Origin of the sequence: Filimonas lacunae (assembly GCF_002355595.1) — a bacterium.
GTDB classification, from domain to species: Bacteria; Bacteroidota; Bacteroidia; order Chitinophagales; family Chitinophagaceae; genus Filimonas; species Filimonas lacunae.
This window is the reverse complement of sequence record NZ_AP017422.1, coordinates 4,033,487-4,055,009: the sequence shown is the minus strand read 5'-3', so window position 1 is coordinate 4,055,009 and position 21,523 is coordinate 4,033,487. Positions and strand designations below refer to the sequence as shown.

The following is a 21,523-nucleotide window of genomic DNA, read 5'->3' as shown; positions in this document are numbered from 1 at the left end:
AGTTATTCCTAACAAGTAAAAAACAAAACTGCTTATGTTATTGAACAAAAAAAGGACTGGCGGGCAATCCCGGGGGGGAATGCTGCTGCTACTGGCCTTGCTTTGGCTGCCGGCAGCCCTTTGGGCACAGGTGCCTGCGCAGCCGGTAAAGATGATACCCAAAATAATAGGAAGGGTACTGGATGAAGACAAGCATCCGCTGGCGGATGTTTCTATCCGGTTAAAGGGTAATAACAAAATAGGGGCTACTTCTAACAGCCAGGGGGAGTTTGTGATTACCCTGGATCAGACGGAAGGGGTGCTGGTGTTTAGCCATGCCAGCTTTAAGCCAAGGGAAGTGGTAATAAAGCCGGATATGAAACTCTCCCTTGTGGTAAGCTTGGAAAAGAACAGTGAGGAAAAAGAAGAGGTGGTGGTTACAGGCTATGCTACCCGGAAGAAGAACAGCTATACGGGTGCTTCGGTAAGCTACTCGGCTGATGATTTAAAAAGAGTGGGCAACAAGAATGTATTACAAAGCCTGCAATACCTGGATCCGGCATTTGCACTTACCGAAAACCTGAGTGCGGGCTCTAACCCCAATGCTTTGCCTAACCTGAATTTACGGGGTAAATCGGGTTTAGATGATGTAAAGGGAGAGTATGCCGGTAATCCTAATGAGCCGTTGTTTATCCTGGACGGATTTGAAGCCAGTTTGCAAAAGATATATGACCTGGATATGAACAGGATAGCTTCTGTTACCTTATTAAAAGATGCATCGGCCAAAGCGATATACGGTTCCAAGGCGGCCAATGGAGTGGTGGTAATAGAAACTATCCGGCCACAGGAAGGAGAGATGCGCGTTTCGTATAATGGCAACCTGAATGTAGAAGCGCCCGACCTCAGTTCTTATCATCTTGCCAATGCCCGTGAAAAATTGCAGGTAGAAGTAAATGCAGGACGTTACACCTCTACGCAGCCTTTTACACAGCAATTTTTGCGCGAAGAGTATAATGACATTTTGAAAAATGTGGAAGAAGGTGTGAACACCTACTGGTTGTCGAAGCCTTTACGTGTAGGATTGGGCAATAAGCATACGCTGTACCTCGAAGGCGGTTCTTCTTCTATGCGGTATGGCATTGATTTAACTTATAACAATGTAGCCGGTGTGATGAAGGGCTCGAACAGAAGAAACCTCGGTGGTTCTATCAATCTCTCGTACAGGAAGGGTAAGGTTAACTTTCGTAATATCCTGAATATTACTTTTAACAGGGCTAATAATTCTCCGTATGGAAGTTTCTCGGAGTATACTAAGATGAATCCGTATTATTCGCCTACGGATGAGAATGAGAATATGAAAAAGCTGCTGGGTTCTTACAGGCCCACTGCCAGCACCACTTCCAGCTCTGCCACTTATTATTTTAACCCCTTGTATAATGCGCAACTGGAAACCAAAAACTTTAGCCGGTACAGTGAGATAACGGAGAATTTTTATGTAGAATACCAGGCTTTGAGCAGCCTTAAACTGACGGGTAGGATAGGCTATACACATAATGCCAATGCTTCGGAAGTGTTTTTGCCGGGCGATCATACCAGCTTTGCGTTATGGACAGGTGACTCGTATTATAAACGGGGATCTTACACGATGACGGATGGCACCAGCAGTACTTTAAGTGCTGATTTGTATGCCAACTGGACAAAGAGTTATGGCAAGCATGTGTTTTTTGCAAACGGGGGCGTGAATGTGGCTGCATTTACCAGCGACACGCATGGTATGACTGCCTGGGGATTTTTGAATAACCGCGTGGATTATATTGCCTTTGCCAAACAGTATGCCGATAATGGCGTGCCTTATGGTACAGAGTCTATTAAAAGAGAAGTAAGCCTTATCAGCTCGGGTAACTATGCTTACGATAACCGTTACCTGTTGGATGTAAGCATGCGCAGAAATGCTTCTTCGGTATTTGGGGCCAACAGCCGGTGGGGTAATTTCTGGTCGGTAGGGTTAGGCTGGAACATGCATAACGAAGCGTTCTTTAAAAAGGCCAGCTACGTCAATACGCTGAAGCTGAGAGGTTCTATTGGTTCTACAGGTAGCCAGAATTTCAACCCTTACCAGGCGATGGCTACCTATAACTTTTTTACCAACAGCACCTACGATAATATATCCGGCGCTTACCTGTATGCACTGGCCAACGATAACCTGAAATGGCAGGAAGCCAAAGAGTATAATGCCGGTGTGGATATGAAACTGTTTAACAGGTTAAATATCCGCTTTGACTATTACCTGAAAAACACCAATAATCTGCTGATAGATTTTACGTTGCCTACCTCTACCGGGTTTGGTTCGTATAAAGAAAACCTGGGAACGCTCAGAACTATCGGTTACGAAGGTGCTATCAGCTACATGGTATACTCGAATCCTAAAAAGCATTCTTATGTAACATTGAATACAGCGTTTGCCCGTAACTATAACAAGATTGTGCATATCTCCGATGCTTTGAATACGCAGAATAAAGAGCAGGATGAAAGTACTACTAACATAAGTACACCTAAAACCCGTTATAAGGAAGGCCAGTCGATGAATGCTATCTGGGCGGTGCCTTCACTGGGTATTGACCCTGTTACCGGCAAGGAAATGTTCCTTACCAAAGAAGGGAAGACTACTTATGTGTGGAATGCCGATGATCAGGTAGTGGCAGGAGTAACAGACCCTAAGCTTACCGGTAATTTTGGTGTAAGCCTGGAATACAATGGCTGGGGCTTTTCTGCTTCTATGCGCTACTCTTTGAGTGCAGGTTATTATAACAGTACTTTGGTAAACAGGGTGGAGAATGTAAATATTGCTGATAACGTAGACACGAGGGTGTTGAATAACACCTGGCAAAACCCCGGAGATCAGTCTTACTTTAAAAAGATAACCAGTACTGCTACTACCACGCGACCTACTACGCGGTTTTATCAAACCAAATCGGACCTTACCTTTTCTACATTGAACCTGTATTACGATTTCAAATGGCATAATATCAAAAGGTATGGATTTCAAAACCTGAAGCTTGGCTTTTATACAGCAGAGGTGTTTGTGGCATCGACTGTAAAAACGGAACGTGGTACAGATTATCCTTTTTCGCGCAGTTTCTCATTTTCCATTCAAACCAACTTTTAATTGTCGGGTATGAAAAAGATCAGTTTATTATTGATGGCTTCCGGTATCGTCCTGTTCTCTTCCTGCAAAAAGTGGCTGGATGTGCAACCGAACTCGCAGGTGAAGGAGTCTGAACTATTTAAAACCGAATCCGGCTTCAAAGAAGCGCTGGCGGGTACTTATACCATTCTTACAGAGGATGCTTTATATGGCAAGGAGCTTACTTATGGCATGATGGGCGTGTTATCGCATGAATGGGCATCTTTTCCTGCGGCTTATGTGGATGATGGCAATTACAATTATACTGTTACTGCCACCCAGGCACGTATAGATGGCATATGGAGTAGTATGTATAAAGCTTTAAGCAATGCGAATAATATTCTGGAGAATATAGAAGCGCATTCTGTGTTCAGTGGCGATAATTATAAGATTATAAAAGGGGAAGCGCTGGCGTTACGGGCGTTTATACATTTTGATCTGCTCAGGTGTTTTGGCGCTTCTTATACGGTAAATGCGAGTCAGCCGGCTATTCCTTATGTTACTGAATATACGGCTAAGCAAACAGCACAGCTGAGTGTAGGAGCGGTAACGGAAAAGATATTGGCCGATTTGCTGGCTGCGAAAGAGCTGTTAAAGGTAGACCCTGTTTTTACCGGAAGGGTAGTGAGTGAGCAGAATGATAACGGGTACCTGATGAACAGGCAATTGCACCTGAACTATTATGCAGTGGAAGGCTTGCTGGCGAGGTTGTACCTGTATATGGGCAATTATGAGCAGGCAAGGATCAGTGCACAGGCGGTGGTGAATTCGGGTAAGTTTTCTTTTTCCACGCAGGCTAATCTGATCGGCGGCATTGATTTATGTGGTGCACCGGAGCATCTTTTTGCATTACAGATCACTAATCTTAGCCAAAGCGCTGTCAATTATCTATCACAGGAAGGGAGTGGTGTTTTTTCGCTGAACCAGGGCATGTTACTTAGTTATTATGAGAATACAATAGATTATCGTTATCTGTATTGGTTTGTAGCAGGCGAAAATGCTTCTGCTAATAGTAGCTATCTGGTTAAATATACGGAAACAGACAATGACGATAGTTATTACAAGAACAAGTTGTCGGTGCTGAAAATTGCTGAGATGTATTATATACTGGCAGAGTGCGATAACAATGATCATGTAAGCACGCTATCGCACCTGAACCCTGTAAGAAAAGCAAGAGGTGTTGAACAGCTTACCATTGAGCCAGTTGACTTCAGATCGTATATGACGGCGGAATACCGCAGGGAGTTTATAGGAGAGGGGCAATTGTTTTACTATTATAAACGTTTGAACCGCTCTGTTATTCCTGAATCTGATAAAGATCTGGTAGCGCTGAAAGCGTATATTTTTCCATTGCCTGTTTCTGAAATGCAAGCTGCGGACAGAGCCAGTAACCGATAAAATGTATTGTATGAATATGTTTAAAATTTTATTGATGATAGTTGGTACAGGATTGTTTGCCTGTACTAAAAATGAGGAGCTGTATTTTTCAAAAGAGAAACGCGGCATTAATATCTGGCTGGGTACCAGCACTGCACCTGTTGATAGTGTTACGTATAATTTTTCCTATGTAGTTACCGGAAAAGATTCGGTGATGTTTAATTATCGCGTGGCCGGTTACCCACCCGACCATGACACGGAATTTGAATTGCAGGCGGTATCGGGTGATACTAACCTGGTGTATTACTCATTGGGTAAGTATACTATTAAAGCGGGTGAATACCAGGGAACTGCACCTATTTATATTGAGAAACCTGCGGGTTACAGCGAATTTCAAAATGGTTCGGGCAAGATTGTGTTCCGGTTAAAGCCTTCTGATGAATATGAGGAAGGGGCGCTGGAGTTGAGTACCTTAAACCTGGCCTTTAAAAACTACGTGGCCAAGCCTGATAACTGGGATGCTGCTACCTACCCTTATTTTGCTATGAGCCGGTATTTTGGCACGTATAGCAATGTAAAATACTCCTTCATTATACAAACTACAGGGCTGGTGAATTTTAAAATTTATTATACCGTAGCCAAAGATCCGGCATTGGAGACAAATACAATTACTTCCACAAATGCAGCTGCGCTCCAAGTGCAATGTAAGCTGGCTTTGAAGACCTATAACGAAGAGCATGGTGCGCTGATGGATGAGAATAATAACCAGGTTGTTTTTCCCTGATAATCATTTTACATTATGAAAAAGATACAATATTTAATAGGGGTGGTGCTGGTTTGCTTTTTTATGCAAAGCTGTTATAAAGACAAAGGTAACTACGATTACCAGCCTGTTGGTAATGTGTTGATAGATACAGCTGATAACGGTATTCTATCGTCGTATGCTATTTACCGGTACGATACGTTGCGTATTGCGCCTAAAATATATTTCAATGGAACGCTGGTGACAGATGAAAAATCTGTGGCGGATAAGCTGGATTTTACGTGGGTGATTTTTCAGGCTACCACCGGTGGTATTATCAATACCCGGGATACCCTATCGCACACTATTGCCTTGAGTGAACCTATGATCAGGCCATCCGGTAAGTGGATTGTTCATCTTACAGTAAGGGAACTGGCTACCCAGGTAGAAACTTATATACGCTTTCCGGTAGAATTATCTGAAACCACCTTGCCGGATGGCTGGATGGTGTTGTATGAAAAAGATGGGAGAACGGATGTGGGCGTGATAGTGGACGACCGCTCTAAGAAGGGTGTAGTAACTGCTAAGCTGTTCCTGGACCTGGTGAAGGGCTCGAATGGTATAGCATTGGAAGGAAAGCCCGTGGGCATGGTGCATTCGATAGCACCACTTTCTTCGGGCGAAGTGCTGGTGGCATCTGAACATGATTTTATAGCCGCGGATAAAAACTCCTTTGAAGCAACGTTTCAATTTACTGATCTTTTCTGGACCCCACCGGCTGAAAAATCGTTGCAAGCCCTGATGGGTAGTTATCAGCGAAAAGAGCTGGTGGTGAATAATAACAAAATACATACGGTAAACTTTGCCTCCTCCGGCCTTTTCAGAACCAATAAGCTGGGGCCTGCTATCAGCGGTAGTTATGGGACGCTGGCGAACTGGGCGGCCCCGTATTATGGAGCCAGTTACGATGCCGTGGTATATGATAAAACCAATAAGAAGTTTATATACGTAGCAGCCAACGCCATTACGGTGAGTGATTTTCCGGCACAGGCCAATACGGCGCAGTTTAGCCCTTCTGATGTGGGTTTGGATATGAAAGCCAGCGATTGGGGGCTTTCTTCTTATGAGTATAGTATTATGGGTGACAATACCGCTAGTTACCTGCTGGTGTCCAACTTTGTTTCTACTACTGCGAATGTGGGGTTAAAAAAGATAAGTATGACGGGCAGCCCCGAGGTAGAATCGGCTTCTACCGTAGCTGCGGCTTATGTGGGACAATATGTTTTGTATGGAGCAGGAGCGAACGTATACCTGTTTAAATACAACTCCGGATTGCCTGCAGAAAAGGCCTGGTCGGCGCCTGCCGGCGAACAGGTTACCTGTGTGCGGTTACAAAAGTTTTATTACCCGGTTATCCAGGCGTCTATCATTCCCCTGCCTAACCAGGTGGTGTATATAGCTACCTGGAATGAAGCGGAAAAAGGCGGGAAGGTATACAGCTATACCATAGACCCTTCGAGTGGCAGCATTAATAAAGCTTCGGAAAGGGTAACGGAAGGGTATGGCAAAGTAAAGGACATGAGTTATAAGTGGAATCTTTAAATAATAACATAAACAAAGAGTGATGAAGTATTTACCATTAGTTGGCGCGTGTTTGCTGGCTTTACCATTAGGCAGCCTGGCGCAAAAGCCGGAATTGAAAAAAGTGCATATATCCGGCAAGTATGTGAATGTGGAAGAGAAGTATAATAAGATCTATGTTTTTTACACCGAAGATGGCGCTAAACACCTGGATAGCGCCTGGGTGGTGGATGGTAAATATAGTCTTGACTTGACTATTATAGAGCCTTTGCTGGTGGATATGCTGGGTAAGGAAAGCCATCCTGGCGACCACCCTGGTGTAATGCTTGGCCAGACCAACCGGATGCAGATTTACCTGGAACCGGGCAATATGAGCATCACGAATGAGGGCCATTTTGTGAATTACACTGTAGCGGGTTCTAAAAGCCATACAGAGTATGTGAAAATAAATGAACAGGCAAAAGTGTATCAGCAAAAGTTGATGGACCTGATGAAACAGGGGCATGAAAAAGGTGTAACGGCGGAGCAAAAGCAGGAGATAGATGAGAAGCTGAACAGTACGAAGAATGAGTTGTACGAAGGGGTATATAAAAAGTATATTGATGAAAACCCGGAGTCGCCCATTCTGTTCTATGTGTTACAGCGCTATGGTGGCGGTTCCAGGGAGAGTATGTACAAAATACTGGAAATGTATAAGAAGCTGCCGGAAGAGCAACGTAACTCACTTTCAGGTATTGCTTTTGCCAAAAGGATACAAGGGCAGCTGGATATCACTATCGGTAGCAAAGCGCCTGACTTTGCCGCAAATACACCCGATGGTCAGTTAGTAGCACTTTCTTCTCAACGTGGAAAATATGTGTTACTGGATTTCTGGGCCAGCTGGTGTGGTCCTTGTCGTAAAGAAAACCCGAATGTGGTAATTGCCTACAATAAGTTCAAGGATAAAGGCTTTACTGTTTTTGGTGTTTCACTTGACAATGCCGGTGGCAAGGAAAAGTGGATAGAGGCTATTAAGAAAGATGGATTAGGCGCATGGACCAATGTATCGGATCTTAAATACTGGAGCAGTGAGCCTGCTTTAAAATACGGTATCTCTGCTATTCCTCAAAACTTTCTGATAGACCCCGCTGGTAAAATCGTTGCCAAGAACCTGAGAGGGGAAGAGTTATTGAAGAAGCTGGAAGAGTTGTTGTAATAAGAGAACAGGTACAGAAGGAATAACATGCTTAGGAAGCGCCTCATTTTGATGAGGCGCTTTTTGAGTATATAGGTTTATAGATTTTCAGCCGCGGCTATAATGACTTTGGCTACTGCTTCGGGCTGTGATAAAAACACCACATGGCTGCCTTTTATTTCGGTGGTTTTAGCATGCGCGCGTTGATACATAGTGCGTTCTGTTACGGGGCTTAATGCTTTGTCTTCGGTGGCTACAATGCCATAGCTGGGTTTTGTTTTCCAGGCCACGTTTTGTACTGCTTCGGCAAAGCATTGCCCTTTGATAGGCACCTGTGAGGCGTTCATGAAATCGCTTTGTGCTTTTGGCAGGTCACCGGCAAACCCTTTTTGGAATTTAGCGGGATCGAAATATACATAGCCGGCGCTGTCTGGTTGTGTAAAGCCTGCTTCGGGGGCAGGAGGAGCGGCTGCAACCCATTTGCCGGCAGATTCTCCTTTGTCGGGCATAAAGGCGGCTATGTATACCAGCGCGCTTACTTTAGGGTTCACGCCTGCTTCTGTAATAACGGTGCCGCCCCAGGAGTGGCCTACCAACACTACGTTGCTATCCTGCTGGTTGATGACGCTGTTGGTGGCGTCTACATCGGCCTGCAAAGAGGTGAGGGGGTTTTGTACAATGCTTACATGGTAACCTTTGCGGGTAAGAATGTCATATACGGGTTTCCAGCCAGAGCCATCGGCAAACGCGCCGTGCACTAATACAATGTTTTTAGCGGTTTTGTGTGCTTCCTGTTTGTTTTGTGCAAAAGAGAACAGGGGAGATACGGCTACTAAGGTGGCGATGGCCAGATGAGTGAAGCGGTTGCGTGGTTGGTTTTGACTTGTCATAATGTGTTGTATTTATAGATTGATGAATGATTGAATAAAATGGATTACAGGGTGATGTTGGCTGCGGCGGTGATTTCGCCGGTTTCGATGTTCTGTAAAAAGCCTACCAGGTTGTTATCCTGTTGCTGAAAGCTTTGTGCAAGCTGTACCTGTCCACTGCCAGAGTTGCCTTTAATATCCCAGGTTTGAAACTGGCGCACAATGGCTACGTGCGACAAGGTGTGACCGGCGTTTTCTCCTCTTGTTACCTGGCTTACACCGTGTTTTTGCACAACAGCAATCAGCAGTTGCATATTACGGGTATTGCCGGTAAGCTGGTATTGAAACTGCAGGCGGTTGTTTTGTTGTGTGCCGCTTATTTGCAAGGTGTTGGCGCTGGCGCTGTTTAACTCGTTTTGCAGGGCCTGTTGTATGTTAGGGGCATCAGACCCTACTATAGAAGTTTTACCGTTAATGATCAGTTGCGGGGTATATACCTGTTCGCCCAATTGCTGGCTGTAGTGGTATTGACGTTCTTCGTTTTGCGGCGAGCTGAAAATATCTTTCCAGCCCTGGCGACGCCAGTAATCTACGTGATAGGCCAGCACATATACAGGCAGGGTATCTGTTACCTGTTGAATTTGTGCCAGCAGTGCATCGGCGGGCGGACAGCTGGAGCAACCTTCGGAAGTGAATAGTTCTAATACTGCGAAGCCTTTGCCGGGTGTGGCTGGTGGTATCTCTTTGGGTTTAGCAGTAGTAATATTGCAGGCGATCACTGCTGCGGTAAAAAGAGTAAGTACTGCTGAAATGCCTACGGCTGCTATGTTTGCTGGTTTCATGTCTTTTGGTTTTTGTTGACTCAAAAGTACCAGTAACAGGCAGCCGTAGTAAGTAAAAAGGTGTTCGGCCGGTCATTTTGCCACCTGAGTTAGACAGGGCCGGCTTTGAAAATTTCGGGGTATTACCGGTTCTCCATCCAGGAAAGAAAACTGTTGGCTTTTTCTTTATTCACCAGCAGTTTTTCCGGTGTTTCTATCACCAGGCGCACATACAGTTTACGCAGGAAATAAGGCTCCACTTCTTTAATAGCTTTAAAATTCACCAGGAACTGCCGGTTAATACGGTAGAACTGCTGGGCGGATACAGCGCTGGTGATCTGGTCCAGCGACTGGGTAATAGGATATTCCTGCTTATCAAAGCACATGATCCAGCTGGCATTGTGTTTAATGTAAAAGAAGGCAATGTCTTTTACATTCACTGTTTTATATTTCTGCTGCTGAAAAATGAGAAAGCTGGTTTTGCCACCACTGGCAGCGGGAGGGCTTAGCTTGCTCAACAGCGATTCCCAGTCCGGCGTATTCTTTTGCTGAAAGAAGTTTTGCAGCTCGTCTACTTTCTTTAACGCCTTTTGTATATCGTCTTTGGAAAAGGGCTTTAATATATAATCTACCCCGTTGTTTTTAAAGGCGTCTAACGAATACTCGTCAAAAGCGGTACAAAACACAACGGGGCTGGTGATGTTCACCTGTTTGAATATTTCAAAGCAAAGGCCATCTGCCAGCTGAATATCCATAAAGATAAGATCTGGACTGATGCCGCCTTCAAAGGCTTCCACCACGCTTTCTATGCTTTGATACTGGCCGATGATACTGGCGTCCGGCTTAAAATCCAGGATGGCCTTTTGTAGTGATTGGGCTGTTTTCAGCTCGTCCTCAATGATGATGATGTTCATGAATAACCGGCAGTTTGATTTGAAATATTTTCTGGTCGTTAATAATGTCAATGTGTTGGTTCAGCAGGTGATGGTAGCGGAGATCTATATTCTGCAGCCCAACGCCCAGCGAGTTGTTATCGCCTGCTTTCAGCTGTACCTGGTTTTCTACCACTATTTTATTGTTCTCCATATAGATGCGGATGTGCAAAGGTTTTTGCAGGGAAACCACATTGTGTTTGATACAGTTTTCTACCAGCAATTGCAGGGTGAATGGTGGTATCAGTGTTTGCAGTATGGTATTATCCAGCTTATTGGTAAAAGTGAAGCCGCCATCAAAGCGGGCTTTTTGCAGGAACAGATAGGCATTCAATATATCCATTTCGTCGCTTACATGAATGAGGTCGAGTTTGCGGCTTTCGAGGGTAAAACGGTAGAAGTTGGAGAGTTTGATGATAAAGTCAATGGCTTCCTGGTCGCCGGTTTCTACCATCGCTTTTAACGTGTTCAGGCTGTTGAACAGGAAGTGGGGGTTGATCTGCTGTTTCAGTAGTTCGTATTGTGCACCAAGATTATCGCTTTTAATCCGTTCCAGTTCCATGGTTACCCGCTGGTTTTCGTAGTTCTGCTGCAACAGGTGCAGGAACATATAAAATACCAGGTTGATGAGTATGCCGCGCACCTCTACCATTAACATGGTAGGGCCAAAGTTGATATGGGAAAGTATGAGCTGCTGTATGCAGGCAAGGGCCAGCATTACTACCAGCCCCACTAATAAACTGCTGAGCAGTCTGGTGTACGAGATGGTTTGCTGCCGCGGGGCACTGGTGCTTTGCCGCGACATCATAAACAGGTTTACATACCACATCACCAGCGCAAAAGTGGCGGTGATGCCCGCGTTAACGGCGGCTTCGGCGGCATTGAACTGGTGTTGTGCAAACTGGGGTATCGATGATAATAAACCCAGTACAATGGAGCTGATCCAGATAGTGGCCCGGGATATGGTAAATTTGTTCTTCTGCATCAATAACAATGTGATACGGCCAAAGGTATTGATATTTTGTATTGGGTAATGGTGGCGGCTCATGGGAATACGGAAGGTTTATGTGAAAGCAGGAAGGCTATGCGCACGTTGGAGGGGATGGGCTTGCCGGTGTTGTCGGCAGGGGCTTGTCCCTGTTGCAGACGATAAGTCCACATGGGAGAAGCGCCAATGCCGGTGATCTGTTCTACGCTTTGTATTCGGCCGTTAATATAACTGCCAAACCAATAAGGATTGTTGGCCTGCTGGTAGGTAACCAGGGTAAACTGCGCGCCTGCTGCCGGTGTGGTGCTGGATGCCAATGACAGTTTTTTAGCGGCATCGTTACCATATAAAACAGACATGGATTGTTGCGCCCTGTTGGCAAACACGGCAATCACGTGCTGGCCGCGGGCATCAAATACTTTGCGTTGCGGGGTACTGGTGGTGGCCTGCTGTTGCGGAGCCGCATCCGGCAGGGGCAGGTTAAATATATAATCGTTTTTATCGGCTATTTTATGGCAGTTGAAACAGGTGGTATTAAAGGCTGCCGATTGACCGTAGGGAGTTAATTGAATGCCGTTGAATTTGGCAAAGCCCCAGCCTTTGCTGTCAGGGAATTTTTTCAAGTCTTTGGTCATGATCTGAACACTATTTAAAGAACCGGAGGAGATATTCCCATTCTTTTCTTCTATACTGTTCCATACGGCTTTTACAATAGTGCTGCCTTCAGGGAAAGAAGCGGTTTGATTTTCGCGAATGGCTTTTGCGGCAATGTCATTAGCATAGATGATACGAATGCTGTGGTTATCGAACCGGTTGGTGGTGCTGATGACCTGCCAGTTTTGAAAGTCGGGTATATAGGCTATGCCGTTGGCAGTTACGCGTTGTTGCGTGAATGGAGTTTGTTGCTGCTGAAATTGCAGGAACTCTTTTTCGGCCTGTTGAACGATCACAGTGTCGTGCCAGGTGCCGGGGCTAAGTTCCTGTGCATATTTTTTCAGTGTGTCAATATCCTGTTTGCTCAGGTGCGCTTCGGGATGCAGCGCGGCATACGTAGGCAGCGGCATTTTACGGGTAATAGCCATATTCACTATTTCCCAGAAGCGGCCCTGCTTATCCGCTGCACTCAGGGTATCCCAGGTTGAAAAGTTGAAGCGGGAGCGGGCTTCTTTTACATCAGCAGCTATCAGCCAGGACGCAGGCGCTATTTTATCGTACCAGTTAAGATGAGTTTCGTTGGAGTGGCAGTTGAAACAGGACCGTTGCAAAATGCCGGCTACCGCAGGCGGGGCCTGCAGGGGATGGGTAGCCGGTGGGTTTTGCACGGAAGCGGGTATAAACTGAATTCCGATGAACACTATTATCAGTAGGAGAATGGCTCGTTTCATGGCTTGTATTTAAATGATGAATGAAATAGCGCGGATGCACCTGCGCCCTGTAACGAAAATAGGTTCGGTGGCAGGGGGAAGGCAAGCATTAATCCGGGGAGGTGGACAAACCAGGGGCTGGATCAGACATCCGGCACCATGAAAATTGGGGTATGAAAAGCAGGTAAACCCGAAAAATTGACTACTTTCCCGGAACTACGATATAAACCCTGCTATTATGATCCATTGCACCTTTTTGCCTGTGTTCTATGAATATCACCAATGCAAGAAAACAGGCAAGCCTTTGCCGGAATATGCCCATTACCAGGATGTGGAAAATGTTTGGATGAGCTTTTATGACCTGGGTGCTTTTGAAGCCTTTCAGTTTATATATACAGACTGCACCAGTATTGCTCATTTCCAGGAGTGGTTGATTGGTAGAAGAGGGTTGCAACAGGTGCAGGAATCGGCAGCAGCTTTTGCGCTTTGGATGCAACAAAAGGATGCTGCCGGGGCGGCGGTGCGCATAAAACAGGGGGTATTGAGTGATGAGCAGCTGCAATGCTGGCAGGAGCAGGGTTATGTGCGGGTGAGCGGCCTGCTGGAGGAGCATTTATGTGATGCGGTAGTAGCGCTTATTTGCCGGCATATGGGGGTAGACCTTTCCAACCCGGCCACGTGGTATAACGGGCATGCTGAATGGCATGGGCTGATGTTGCAGTTATACCAGGATGAGCATATTTATGCTATTAAATCGCACCCTGCTATTAAGCAGGTGTTTGCCGAATTGTATGGTACAGACAATATTATAGCCAGAACGGAAAAAGTAAGCTTTAACCCGCCGGAAACGGAAGGCTGGAAATTTGCCCATAGCGGTTTGCATTGGGATGTTGATTTGAAAAAAGAGGATTTGTATTACATACAGGGGCTTGTGTATCTCAACGATGTGCCAGAAAACAGGGGGCCATTAAAGGTGGTGCCGGGTTTTCAGCACCGGTTTGGTGACTGGATGAAAACGTATCCTGATTTTCAGGAAGCGCATCAGGCTATGATACAATCAGAAACCGCTATCCCGGTACCTGGGAAAAAAGGCGACCTGGTGTTGTGGCAGCAAACGTTGCCGCATGCTGCCAGTGTAAACCATTCCCACTTGCCGCGTTTTGTGCAGTATGTAAGTTTTAGTAAATTATAGGTGTTATACCAACGTGTGTGCATGGTCTGTAAGATATCCGCTTAAATAAGGGGCGTTATGGCTGTAGTATATATAGATGAAATGTTACATCTTACAGTGCAGGACGCCTTCCTTAAAATAAGGCCCCATATTTAGCGCAGAGATATCAAAAGCAGGGTATATATATGACTAAAATGATGGTTCGCTGTCTGTTATTGCTATGTGTAATAACAAGTACGGCTTCGCTAACCAAAGCACAGATGTGGAACATTAAAAACGATGTATTCTGGAACACCCAGGATGGACAACCTATCTACAGCCAGGGAGGTGGCGTTTTTAAATTTGCCGATCCCAACAGCAGTAAATTTAAGTATTACTGGTATGGTGTGCATTACAAAGAGGCGGAGTATTACCGCGACTCTTCTTACAAAACACAAACGACCAACACATTTGAATCGGTGACCTGTTACAGCTCGGACGACTTGGTAAACTGGAAGTTTGAAGGGGATGTGGTTACTAAAGCGTATATGAATGGGCTGGATACTGCCATGTGGGTAGGCCGTTTAGGGGTAGCCTATTTACTGTCGCTGAATCAATACGCCATGTTTGTACAGCACGGAGGAAAGGTGCTGATACTGGTGGCAGATTCGCCTTTAGGACCTTTTACGCGTCACCAGGAAATTAGTATGGAATCCATGATAGGCACCAGTAACACGGGCGATCAAACTGTATTTACAGATGAGGATGATGGGAAATCTTATCTTGTTTACTCCTACGGCAGAGGCCGTAACAGGATATATGTATCTGAGATTGGTTCCAAAAATGGTAAGATAGGTTTGATGGATTGTACACAGGTGTTCCAGGGTGAAAGCAGGGAGGGCAACTGTATGTTTAAATATGAGGGTCGCTATTATATGTGTGCTTCTAATATTTATGGCTGGGATGCTTCTTATGCTTATTACCTGGTGGCTGATAATATTCGTGGTCCTTACCTGCCTGCCAATGATATGCAGGTGATGAATGGCTGTAGTGATGATTTTGCGCATGTTACCCAAACCGGATTCTTTTATACGATCAAAGGCAGTAATCGCGAAACGGTGGTGTATTGTGGTGATCGTTGGGCTGATTTTGCAGGTAACGGTTTAGGATACAATCAATGGATGCCCATTTCTTTTGCGGGAACCAATCCCTACCTCAATTCGGTGAGCTCGTGGCACCTGGAGGAGCCTACAGGATTATGGAAAGTGGCAGATGATAATAACTATATTAAGAATGGCAGTTTTGAAGCAGATCGCAATGCTATCCCAAGCAGCGTAAAGCCGGCCCAGGAACAATTAACGGGTTGGGCAACTGTTGTTACAGAGGGAAATCATGTGGAAGTAAACGGCCCGAATTCGCCGGTGTTGAATTACTTTAACACAGAAAGCGACCGTAAACAGGTGATAGGTGAAAAGAGCTTAAACATCAGCGATAAAGTGAATTTTCAGCGGAAGGTGTCGCAGATAGTAGCTTCTTCTCCTTATGTGGCTTTGCGGGATGGTAAGTATGTTTTAACAGCACATGTAAAAAACAGTGCGGGCTTTTCTAACCTGGAAATGTATGCCACAAGCGGGGGCAAACAACTGAGTTATCGTGTTGAAAAGGCAAATGATAACTGGCAAACCATTGAGATCAGGGATATAACTGTAAGCGGTGGAAAAGTGGAAGTAGGCTTTTTAGCCACCGGGGAAGCGAATGCTTTTTGTAATATAGATGATGTATCGCTGGTAAGAATGTAAAGATGATGGTGATTTAGCCTTAATTTGCTGCGCAAACAGGAAATGTTATGGTAGCGTTACTGGCCAAGAGAGGGATACATATTTTTACAGAGATGGATGAAGAAGGTGAAAACTCGTACAGTTATATATTTACGGGTGATATGCTGGCGAACCGCATGGTGGTTACCTTAGAACAGCATTTGCTGGATGCAGAATCGGAGTATTATGAAACAGTGATATCTGTATCGTTTATCACTAATGATGATGCCTACGAGTTTTATATCTGCCACGATGATCGTCCGGTGATTCCACCTTTGTATTTATACCGTATTATCCTGGACACTATTGAAACGATAACGGACAGCACGGCAGATAGCCTGCTTTCCAATCTTACAGAGATTTCTACAGGATCGGCCAGTACGGAAGAGTACACCGATAAGGAAATTCGAAACAATTATTATAACGGGGTGATTACCAAAATAGACACCGCCCTGAAATTATACAGTGAACACCAGGCCGAAAACAATTAGGCCTGGTGTTTTGCATTGTACCCATGCCTAATGGTATAGCTATAACTATACACAACAGCCAGATCCCGAATTTATATATTACTTCTTATAAACTTTAACCGGAAGCGCATTCTATATTGTTGGGCTGCTGGTAAATTTGTGCAATAGAAAAACCTGTGGCCTGCAGAAAAGAATGCTTCTGACGAGAGAACACCGGGTTAGGTTAGATGGATGGGGGAAATTTGCGAAGAATAAGTTAGCATTGTAAGGAATTTCAATGAAACTATAGCAAAATGAAAAGTCGTATTGTAAACACCATCCTGTTGCTGGGGCTTATAGTCTCTGTTAAAGCACAGGATAAGGCGAAGACGAAAGAGAAAGAGGTTGTACCCGAAAAGAAACCGTTCACTGTAGTGGCTGAGTTTAAAGGGCAGCAGGTTACCGGTGTTACGGTGGCTGGCTTTGGACGCATCTTTGCTAATTTTCCACGCTGGAGGGCTTCTGTTGAAAACTCTGTAGTAGAAGTGAAGCCTAATGGTACTTCTGTTGCCTATCCTGATGCACGCTGGAACAGCTGGAAGCCTGATATGCCGGTAGAAGATTCGGTGTTTGTGGCAGTGCAGAGTGTGCAGGAAGCAGATGGTAAGCTGTATGTGCTGGATACCCGCAACCCTTTATGGAAAGGCGTTGTAAACTCTCCCCGCATATTTGTGTTTGACCTGAGAACGAATAAGCTCGCCGATATTCTGGTGTTGTCTGAATATAGCTACAAGCCCAATTCTTATATCAACGATTTGTGTATTGACACCAAGCACAACGTTATTTATATGACCGATTCCAACGAACCGGGTTTGGTATTGTATGATTTGAAAAAGCGTACCTGTAACCGTGTGCTTACCGATCATGTTTCTACTACAGGAGAAGTAGATCATTTGACTATTGATGGCAAGAAATGGGGTAGCAAGCCGGTGCATTCAGATGGTATTGCTTATGATGAGATGAACGATCGCCTGTATTATCATGCGCTTACGGGTTACACTTTATATTCAGTCAGTGCTTCTGCCATGCGCAATGGTACGGATGATGATGTGGTGGGCAGTGTGCGTAAAGTGGCTACCACTCCTGCACCGGATGGGATGGTGTTTGATATGAGGGGTAATATATACATGGCCGACCTGGAAAAGCATGCTATTGTGTATGTAACCCGTAAAGGGGAACAGCGCACGCTGGTAGAAGATGTAAAGGTGGGCTGGGCCGACTCTTTCAGCATTCACGGCGGCTACCTGTATTTTACTAATTCCCGGATACATGAAGCCGGTAGTGGGGCGGAAGAGCTCAGCTACCAGATATATAAAATTCCATTGGAGTATATGTACAGAACCCGGTAATTGCCGGGTTGCTATATTGTGAGGGCCGCTGTGTAGGGTTACACAGCGGCCTGTTTTTATAGCGGAGGTAACTAAAATCAGGGGGGTAGTAAGGCAGAAAAGCCTGTTTTGTGCCTGTATCCCTAATTAAAGGGGGTGTAATACGCATAATAAAAGAGCGGTGCATTCGCAGTACCTCTTATATTTAACCACTTTTTTAATGCATTAGAAAAACGTTATGGTTAATCTGGATTTTAATTACGAAGAGGATGATTTGGAGCTGCTACAGGAGAAGCAGGAGGAGGAAGAACATGAGGAGAAGAAGAAAAAGAAACGCCCCGCTTTTTTGATGATCGCAGCTATTATTTTACTGCTGGCCTTGTTAGGCCTGGGTGGTTGGGTTGTGTATGATAAAGCGCAGAAGCAGGCCAAGTGGGTGAACATGCAAATGGAATTTGATTCTTCTAAGAATAGCTTAAAGGAGGAATATAACACCGTTTTACAGAAAATGGATTCTTTAAGCACTACCGGAATGGATTTGCAAACAGAACTGCAGGATAAAAAGAAGCAGTTTGATAACCTGAATAGTGAGCTGGAGCGTGTGGTTCGCGAAAAAGATAAAGATTTAAATGCTGCCCGTGTAAAAATACAGGAGTTACGTACCCAGTTGCAGCAGTTAATGGAAGAAGTGGAAGCTTTGAAAAGACAGCATGACGAATTGATGGCGCGTAAGGCTGCCGGGTTGCTGGTGTCGCCTGGTGATACTGTATTGGTGAATACCCGTGCACTTCAGTTTGAAGAAGTATCTGGCAAAGCTGCCGTATATACTTCGGAAAGCATACGTAGCTTAAAAGTGGTACAGATGGAACTGATAGGCGTGGCACCTGGTGGACAGGAGAAAGTGGGTGCACTTTCTAAATTTACCTCTGGTATTAAAGTTTCTTTTATGCTGGATAAAGATGATGCACAGGTAAACGGTAACCGCGAACTGCAGTTGGTATTGTCATGCCCCGGAGCCAGTGCCAGTGAAAGCAATGCTGCAGCGGCTACTGCTACAGCTGCCACAGCAGGGAAAGATACCAAGCCTGCTGCAAATAGCGGTGTAAATGGTGTTCAAAAGGTATATTCTGTAAAAAAATTAGTGCACTACGATAAAAAGAAAGGTGTTAAAGTGGATAATACCTGGACCCCACCTACCAAATTAAACTCTGGCGATTACAAGGTGGAAGTATTTTGTCAGGGAAGCAAGCTGGCAGAAAAAACCATGTACCTGAAAAAAGGTACCAAGGCTTTCCCTTTCTAGTGTATAGTTGATTGGCTGTATAGCAGCAAATGATATTGTCCGGCGTTAGTGTAGGAAGCACTGGCGCCGGATTTTTTATGGTGCTTATTAATTCGCCCCCTACAATCTCTTTATTTCCCCCTCTTGCTTACGGAGAGATATGTTTTCATTTGACATTGGTAAAACACCCACTTGTGTAAAGGAGGAAGGCTGGCTTGTTAACCAAAAAACGATGTTATGAAAAATTATAAACCTATTTTTCTAGCCTTTTTAATAGGCCTATCTGCCTGTAAAAAGGAAAATGCCAATGAAAACGTACCGAATGAAAACACTAACAATCGCTCTGCTACGGAAGAGCTTTCCTGGGTAAACGTAATACCCACTACATCCTTTAGTAATTTCAGTACCTATTGGAACAACCTGTATCCCTGGGGATCGGATCATAACGGCAGTGCACGGATGCGCACGCAGAATATTGCTGTTTCGTCCGGGGTGCTAACGCTTACCAGCGCACCTACCAGCGGTGTAGGCAACAGCACTTCCTCGCCTTACCTGGCCATTAAGTATTATTCCGGTACTATTTACGCCAAAACCATCCCGGTGGTGAATGATTCCTGGCCCAAATGGCATTTTAAGGGAGAATTTCAGTGTGAATCACAAACAGGAACCTGGCCGGCCTTCTGGGCTACGGGAGCTAGTTCGTGGCCGCCGGAAAGCGATTTTATGGAGTTTAAAGGCAGCACTACCTGCTGGGTGAATACTTATAAAAACCCCAGTGGAGGTTGGAGTAGTGTTGGTGTGCCTATATCCAGTCCCGGCTCGTGGCATACGTATTCTGTATACATGACCAAAATAAGCGCAACAGATGTATCAATTGAATACTGGATAGATGGTGTGTTAAAGTCAACTCAAACGGGGGCCAACTTTGTGGGGCAGGGCTTATACATTATTATAGATTACCAGATGGAGGGCTCATCAGGCGCTCCGGGTCCAACGGGCACTACTTACATGCGCGCCCGCAATGTGCTGGTAGAAAAAAGCGCTACTTTATAAATTAACTGATTGTAAAGGCCTTCCTTCTTTTACACATGATTTGCAGTGAAAGCGATCAGATGAGATAAAAGAAAATTTTATCTCACCTGGTGCTTTTTCAGAGGTTACACGAGTGCATGGGCATCCAGCAAATCCAGCATTTTGTAGAAAGAAGTATACAGTTGTTGCAATTCGGCTGCATCTGTAATACCTCTTTGAATTTCCAGTTCCAGAATTACCTGGTTGTATTCGTTTTCTGTAACGCTTAACACATAGTCATCCATATCCTGGTAAGTTTCGCGAATGCTTTTATCGGCGAATAAAGCTTTCACTTCTTCTTCATCGTTGGTTTTTACCACCACTTTCTTATCAAAATCGGGGTAGCCGATAGTAACATCCTGAATGCCAAAGAGTTTCCCTATTTCATACAGGAAGTTCTGTGGATGAATAGCAAAGCGGAAAGGGGTATCGTGAATGATAGAGGTAAGTGTGGTTAATTCATATCCACCCTCAAAGCCACCACCATAATCGATGTTAATGTCCAGCTGAATGTCTTTCCCATCCTGGTTAATAACTACATGATAATCGGTCAGGGCTTCATCGGCTGTAAAGTCCGCCTTAATCTGTTGCCATATCTCGCTAACGCTTTCTCCTTTAATGAGTTTGTTTTGTTGCATAAAACGTTTTTTAGAGTTATAATAATATCCTCAACAAATACGCCAACATGGGTAATATTGTTTACCGGAAGCGGAGCATAACTATTTTTTAAAATGGCCCGTAAAAAAGGTGACCTTTTGATGTTTCACCCATTTACCTGTAAAGAACAGTTTTCATGAACGATTGGAAGATAGTGGAATTAATAAAGGCCGGAAAAAGCGATACTGCTTTGGATGCTTTATATAAACACTTTCCGTTGATGCGGAAAATGGTAGTGTCGAAAGGGGGCACCGCTACAGAAGCCGAGGATGTGTTTCAGGAAGCGCTGATTATATTGGTTAAGAGAGTGCGCCAGCACGATTTTGAGCTTACCGCCCGGTTAAGTACCTATTTATATAGCGTGTGCCGTTACCTGTGGAAGGATGAACACAAAAAGCACAGAACACATATAGCATTTGATTATAACAGTGAGTTGCCGCTACAGGAGGAAGAAGTGTGGCTGGAACTGACAGAGCAGGAAAATAAGGCCAGGCTGGCAGCAAAAGCATTGGAAGCATTGAAAGACCGTTGCAGGGAGCTGTTGCTGCTGTTTTACAGTGGACGCTTTACGTTGAGGGATATAGCAGGGAAAATGGGCTACAGCTCGGAAAACACGGCTAAAAACCAGAAATACAAATGCCTGGAAAGCGCGAAGAACAAACTGAGTGAACTAAAACAATCCATGCAAACTGCTTAAT

18 protein-coding genes are annotated in these 21,523 nt (G+C 44.8%); 12 read left to right on the top strand and 6 right to left on the bottom strand.

All coding sequences use genetic code 11. The features are described 5' to 3' along the window. The first annotated feature begins 34 nt into the window (after positions 1 to 34). From FLA_RS16025 to FLA_RS16005, 5 genes are read left to right on the top strand one after another with little or no spacing between them, the layout of a single operon-like run. The gene (locus FLA_RS16025; protein WP_076377571.1) at positions 35 to 3,145 is read left to right on the top strand and encodes a SusC/RagA family TonB-linked outer membrane protein; all 3,111 of its coding nucleotides are present in this window, start codon (positions 35 to 37) and stop codon (positions 3,143 to 3,145) included. A 9-nt stretch (positions 3,146 to 3,154) separates the two neighbouring features. Beyond that, the gene (locus tag FLA_RS16020) at positions 3,155 to 4,561 is read left to right on the top strand and encodes a RagB/SusD family nutrient uptake outer membrane protein (protein ID WP_076377573.1); all 1,407 of its coding nucleotides are present in this window, start codon (positions 3,155 to 3,157) and stop codon (positions 4,559 to 4,561) included. 10 nt (positions 4,562 to 4,571) lie between these two features. Beyond that, the gene (locus tag FLA_RS16015) at positions 4,572 to 5,324 is read left to right on the top strand and encodes a DUF4843 domain-containing protein (RefSeq protein ID WP_076377575.1); all 753 of its coding nucleotides are present in this window, start codon (positions 4,572 to 4,574) and stop codon (positions 5,322 to 5,324) included. 15 nt (positions 5,325 to 5,339) lie between these two features. Then, complete coding sequence (locus FLA_RS16010; RefSeq protein WP_076377577.1) at positions 5,340 to 6,884, top strand: PKD-like family lipoprotein; 1,545 nt, start codon at positions 5,340 to 5,342, stop codon at positions 6,882 to 6,884. Positions 6,885 to 6,906: 22 nt separating this feature from the next. Further along, positions 6,907 to 8,058 carry a TlpA disulfide reductase family protein gene (locus FLA_RS16005; RefSeq protein WP_076377579.1) on the top strand — a complete coding sequence of 384 codons (1,152 nt, stop codon included), beginning with the start codon at positions 6,907 to 6,909 and terminating at the stop codon, positions 8,056 to 8,058. A 77-nt stretch (positions 8,059 to 8,135) separates the two neighbouring features. Here the strand turns inward: FLA_RS16005 and FLA_RS16000 are convergent, their stop codons facing one another. The 5 genes from FLA_RS16000 to FLA_RS15980 all read right to left on the bottom strand — a co-directional run bounded on the left by FLA_RS16000 (position 8,136) and on the right by FLA_RS15980 (position 13,032). Further along, a complete protein-coding gene (locus FLA_RS16000) occupies positions 8,136 to 8,927 on the bottom strand; it encodes an alpha/beta hydrolase (protein ID WP_076377581.1) in 792 nt (263 codons plus the stop codon). A gap of 44 nt (positions 8,928 to 8,971) precedes the next feature. Continuing rightward, the gene (locus tag FLA_RS15995; RefSeq protein WP_076377583.1) at positions 8,972 to 9,748 is read right to left on the bottom strand and encodes a DUF1223 domain-containing protein; all 777 of its coding nucleotides are present in this window, start codon (positions 9,746 to 9,748) and stop codon (positions 8,972 to 8,974) included. 122 nt (positions 9,749 to 9,870) lie between these two features. Then, complete coding sequence (locus FLA_RS15990; protein ID WP_076377585.1) at positions 9,871 to 10,641, bottom strand: LytR/AlgR family response regulator transcription factor; 771 nt, start codon at positions 10,639 to 10,641, stop codon at positions 9,871 to 9,873. Next, entirely contained in the window at positions 10,622 to 11,644 is a 1,023-nt protein-coding gene (locus FLA_RS15985) for a sensor histidine kinase (RefSeq protein WP_076378430.1), read from the bottom strand. Before FLA_RS15985 ends, FLA_RS15990 begins: the two co-directional genes overlap by 20 nt. Before the next feature lie 59 nt (positions 11,645 to 11,703). Beyond that, complete coding sequence (locus FLA_RS15980; RefSeq protein WP_076377587.1) at positions 11,704 to 13,032, bottom strand: heme-binding domain-containing protein; 1,329 nt, start codon at positions 13,030 to 13,032, stop codon at positions 11,704 to 11,706. Between the two features lie 217 nt (positions 13,033 to 13,249). On the opposite strand from FLA_RS15980, the gene FLA_RS15975 reads away from it, so the two are divergent. From FLA_RS15975 to FLA_RS15950, 6 genes are all read left to right on the top strand, one after another. Then, positions 13,250 to 14,203, top strand: coding sequence for a phytanoyl-CoA dioxygenase family protein (locus FLA_RS15975; protein WP_076377589.1), 954 nt, complete (start codon positions 13,250 to 13,252; stop codon positions 14,201 to 14,203). A gap of 173 nt (positions 14,204 to 14,376) precedes the next feature. After that, a complete protein-coding gene (locus FLA_RS15970) occupies positions 14,377 to 15,960 on the top strand; it encodes a family 43 glycosylhydrolase (RefSeq protein ID WP_096511484.1) in 1,584 nt (527 codons plus the stop codon). A 47-nt stretch (positions 15,961 to 16,007) separates the two neighbouring features. Beyond that, complete coding sequence (locus tag FLA_RS15965; protein ID WP_076377593.1) at positions 16,008 to 16,469, top strand: hypothetical protein; 462 nt, start codon at positions 16,008 to 16,010, stop codon at positions 16,467 to 16,469. A 272-nt stretch (positions 16,470 to 16,741) separates the two neighbouring features. Then, positions 16,742 to 17,836, top strand: a complete 1,095-nt coding sequence (locus tag FLA_RS15960; RefSeq protein ID WP_076377595.1) for an L-dopachrome tautomerase-related protein — start codon at positions 16,742 to 16,744, stop codon at positions 17,834 to 17,836. 217 nt (positions 17,837 to 18,053) lie between these two features. Beyond that, positions 18,054 to 19,118 (top strand): hypothetical protein, encoded by a 1,065-nt coding sequence (locus FLA_RS15955; protein WP_076377597.1) that lies wholly within the window; start codon positions 18,054 to 18,056, stop codon positions 19,116 to 19,118. Positions 19,119 to 19,334: 216 nt separating this feature from the next. After that, positions 19,335 to 20,150 carry a LamG domain-containing protein gene (locus FLA_RS15950; RefSeq protein WP_076377599.1) on the top strand — a complete coding sequence of 272 codons (816 nt, stop codon included), beginning with the start codon at positions 19,335 to 19,337 and terminating at the stop codon, positions 20,148 to 20,150. Between the two features lie 104 nt (positions 20,151 to 20,254). Here FLA_RS15950 and FLA_RS15945 read toward each other — a convergent pair whose 3' ends face one another. Then, entirely contained in the window at positions 20,255 to 20,806 is a 552-nt protein-coding gene (locus FLA_RS15945) for a hypothetical protein (protein WP_076377601.1), read from the bottom strand. Positions 20,807 to 20,961: 155 nt separating this feature from the next. On the opposite strand from FLA_RS15945, the gene FLA_RS15940 reads away from it, so the two are divergent. Next, entirely contained in the window at positions 20,962 to 21,522 is a 561-nt protein-coding gene (locus FLA_RS15940) for an RNA polymerase sigma factor (protein WP_076377602.1), read from the top strand. Position 21,523 lies beyond the last annotated feature (1 nt).

Excerpts from the sequence above, each read along its gene's own strand:
- FLA_RS15940 (WP_076377602.1), top strand. The coding sequence starts at position 20,962 with ATGAACGATTGGAAGATAGTGGAATTAATAAAGGCCGGAAAAAGCGAT.
- FLA_RS16000 (WP_076377581.1), bottom strand. The coding sequence starts at position 8,927 with ATGACAAGTCAAAACCAACCACGCAACCGCTTCACTCATCTGGCCATC.
- FLA_RS15990 (WP_076377585.1), bottom strand. The coding sequence starts at position 10,641 with ATGAACATCATCATCATTGAGGACGAGCTGAAAACAGCCCAATCACTA.
- FLA_RS16005 (WP_076377579.1), top strand. The coding sequence starts at position 6,907 with ATGAAGTATTTACCATTAGTTGGCGCGTGTTTGCTGGCTTTACCATTA.
- FLA_RS16010 (WP_076377577.1), top strand. The coding sequence starts at position 5,340 with ATGAAAAAGATACAATATTTAATAGGGGTGGTGCTGGTTTGCTTTTTT.
- FLA_RS15945 (WP_076377601.1), bottom strand. The coding sequence starts at position 20,806 with ATGCAACAAAACAAACTCATTAAAGGAGAAAGCGTTAGCGAGATATGG.
- FLA_RS15985 (WP_076378430.1), bottom strand. The coding sequence starts at position 11,644 with ATGCAGAAGAACAAATTTACCATATCCCGGGCCACTATCTGGATCAGC.
- FLA_RS15980 (WP_076377587.1), bottom strand. The coding sequence starts at position 13,032 with ATGAAACGAGCCATTCTCCTACTGATAATAGTGTTCATCGGAATTCAG.
- FLA_RS15955 (WP_076377597.1), top strand. The coding sequence starts at position 18,054 with ATGGTTAATCTGGATTTTAATTACGAAGAGGATGATTTGGAGCTGCTA.
- FLA_RS16020 (WP_076377573.1), top strand. The coding sequence starts at position 3,155 with ATGAAAAAGATCAGTTTATTATTGATGGCTTCCGGTATCGTCCTGTTC.
- FLA_RS15995 (WP_076377583.1), bottom strand. The coding sequence starts at position 9,748 with ATGAAACCAGCAAACATAGCAGCCGTAGGCATTTCAGCAGTACTTACT.
- FLA_RS15950 (WP_076377599.1), top strand. The coding sequence starts at position 19,335 with ATGAAAAATTATAAACCTATTTTTCTAGCCTTTTTAATAGGCCTATCT.
- FLA_RS15965 (WP_076377593.1), top strand. The coding sequence starts at position 16,008 with ATGGTAGCGTTACTGGCCAAGAGAGGGATACATATTTTTACAGAGATG.
- FLA_RS16025 (WP_076377571.1), top strand. The coding sequence starts at position 35 with ATGTTATTGAACAAAAAAAGGACTGGCGGGCAATCCCGGGGGGGAATG.
- FLA_RS15960 (WP_076377595.1), top strand. The coding sequence starts at position 16,742 with ATGAAAAGTCGTATTGTAAACACCATCCTGTTGCTGGGGCTTATAGTC.
- FLA_RS15975 (WP_076377589.1), top strand. The coding sequence starts at position 13,250 with ATGATCCATTGCACCTTTTTGCCTGTGTTCTATGAATATCACCAATGC.
- FLA_RS16015 (WP_076377575.1), top strand. The coding sequence starts at position 4,572 with ATGAATATGTTTAAAATTTTATTGATGATAGTTGGTACAGGATTGTTT.
- FLA_RS15970 (WP_096511484.1), top strand. The coding sequence starts at position 14,377 with ATGATGGTTCGCTGTCTGTTATTGCTATGTGTAATAACAAGTACGGCT.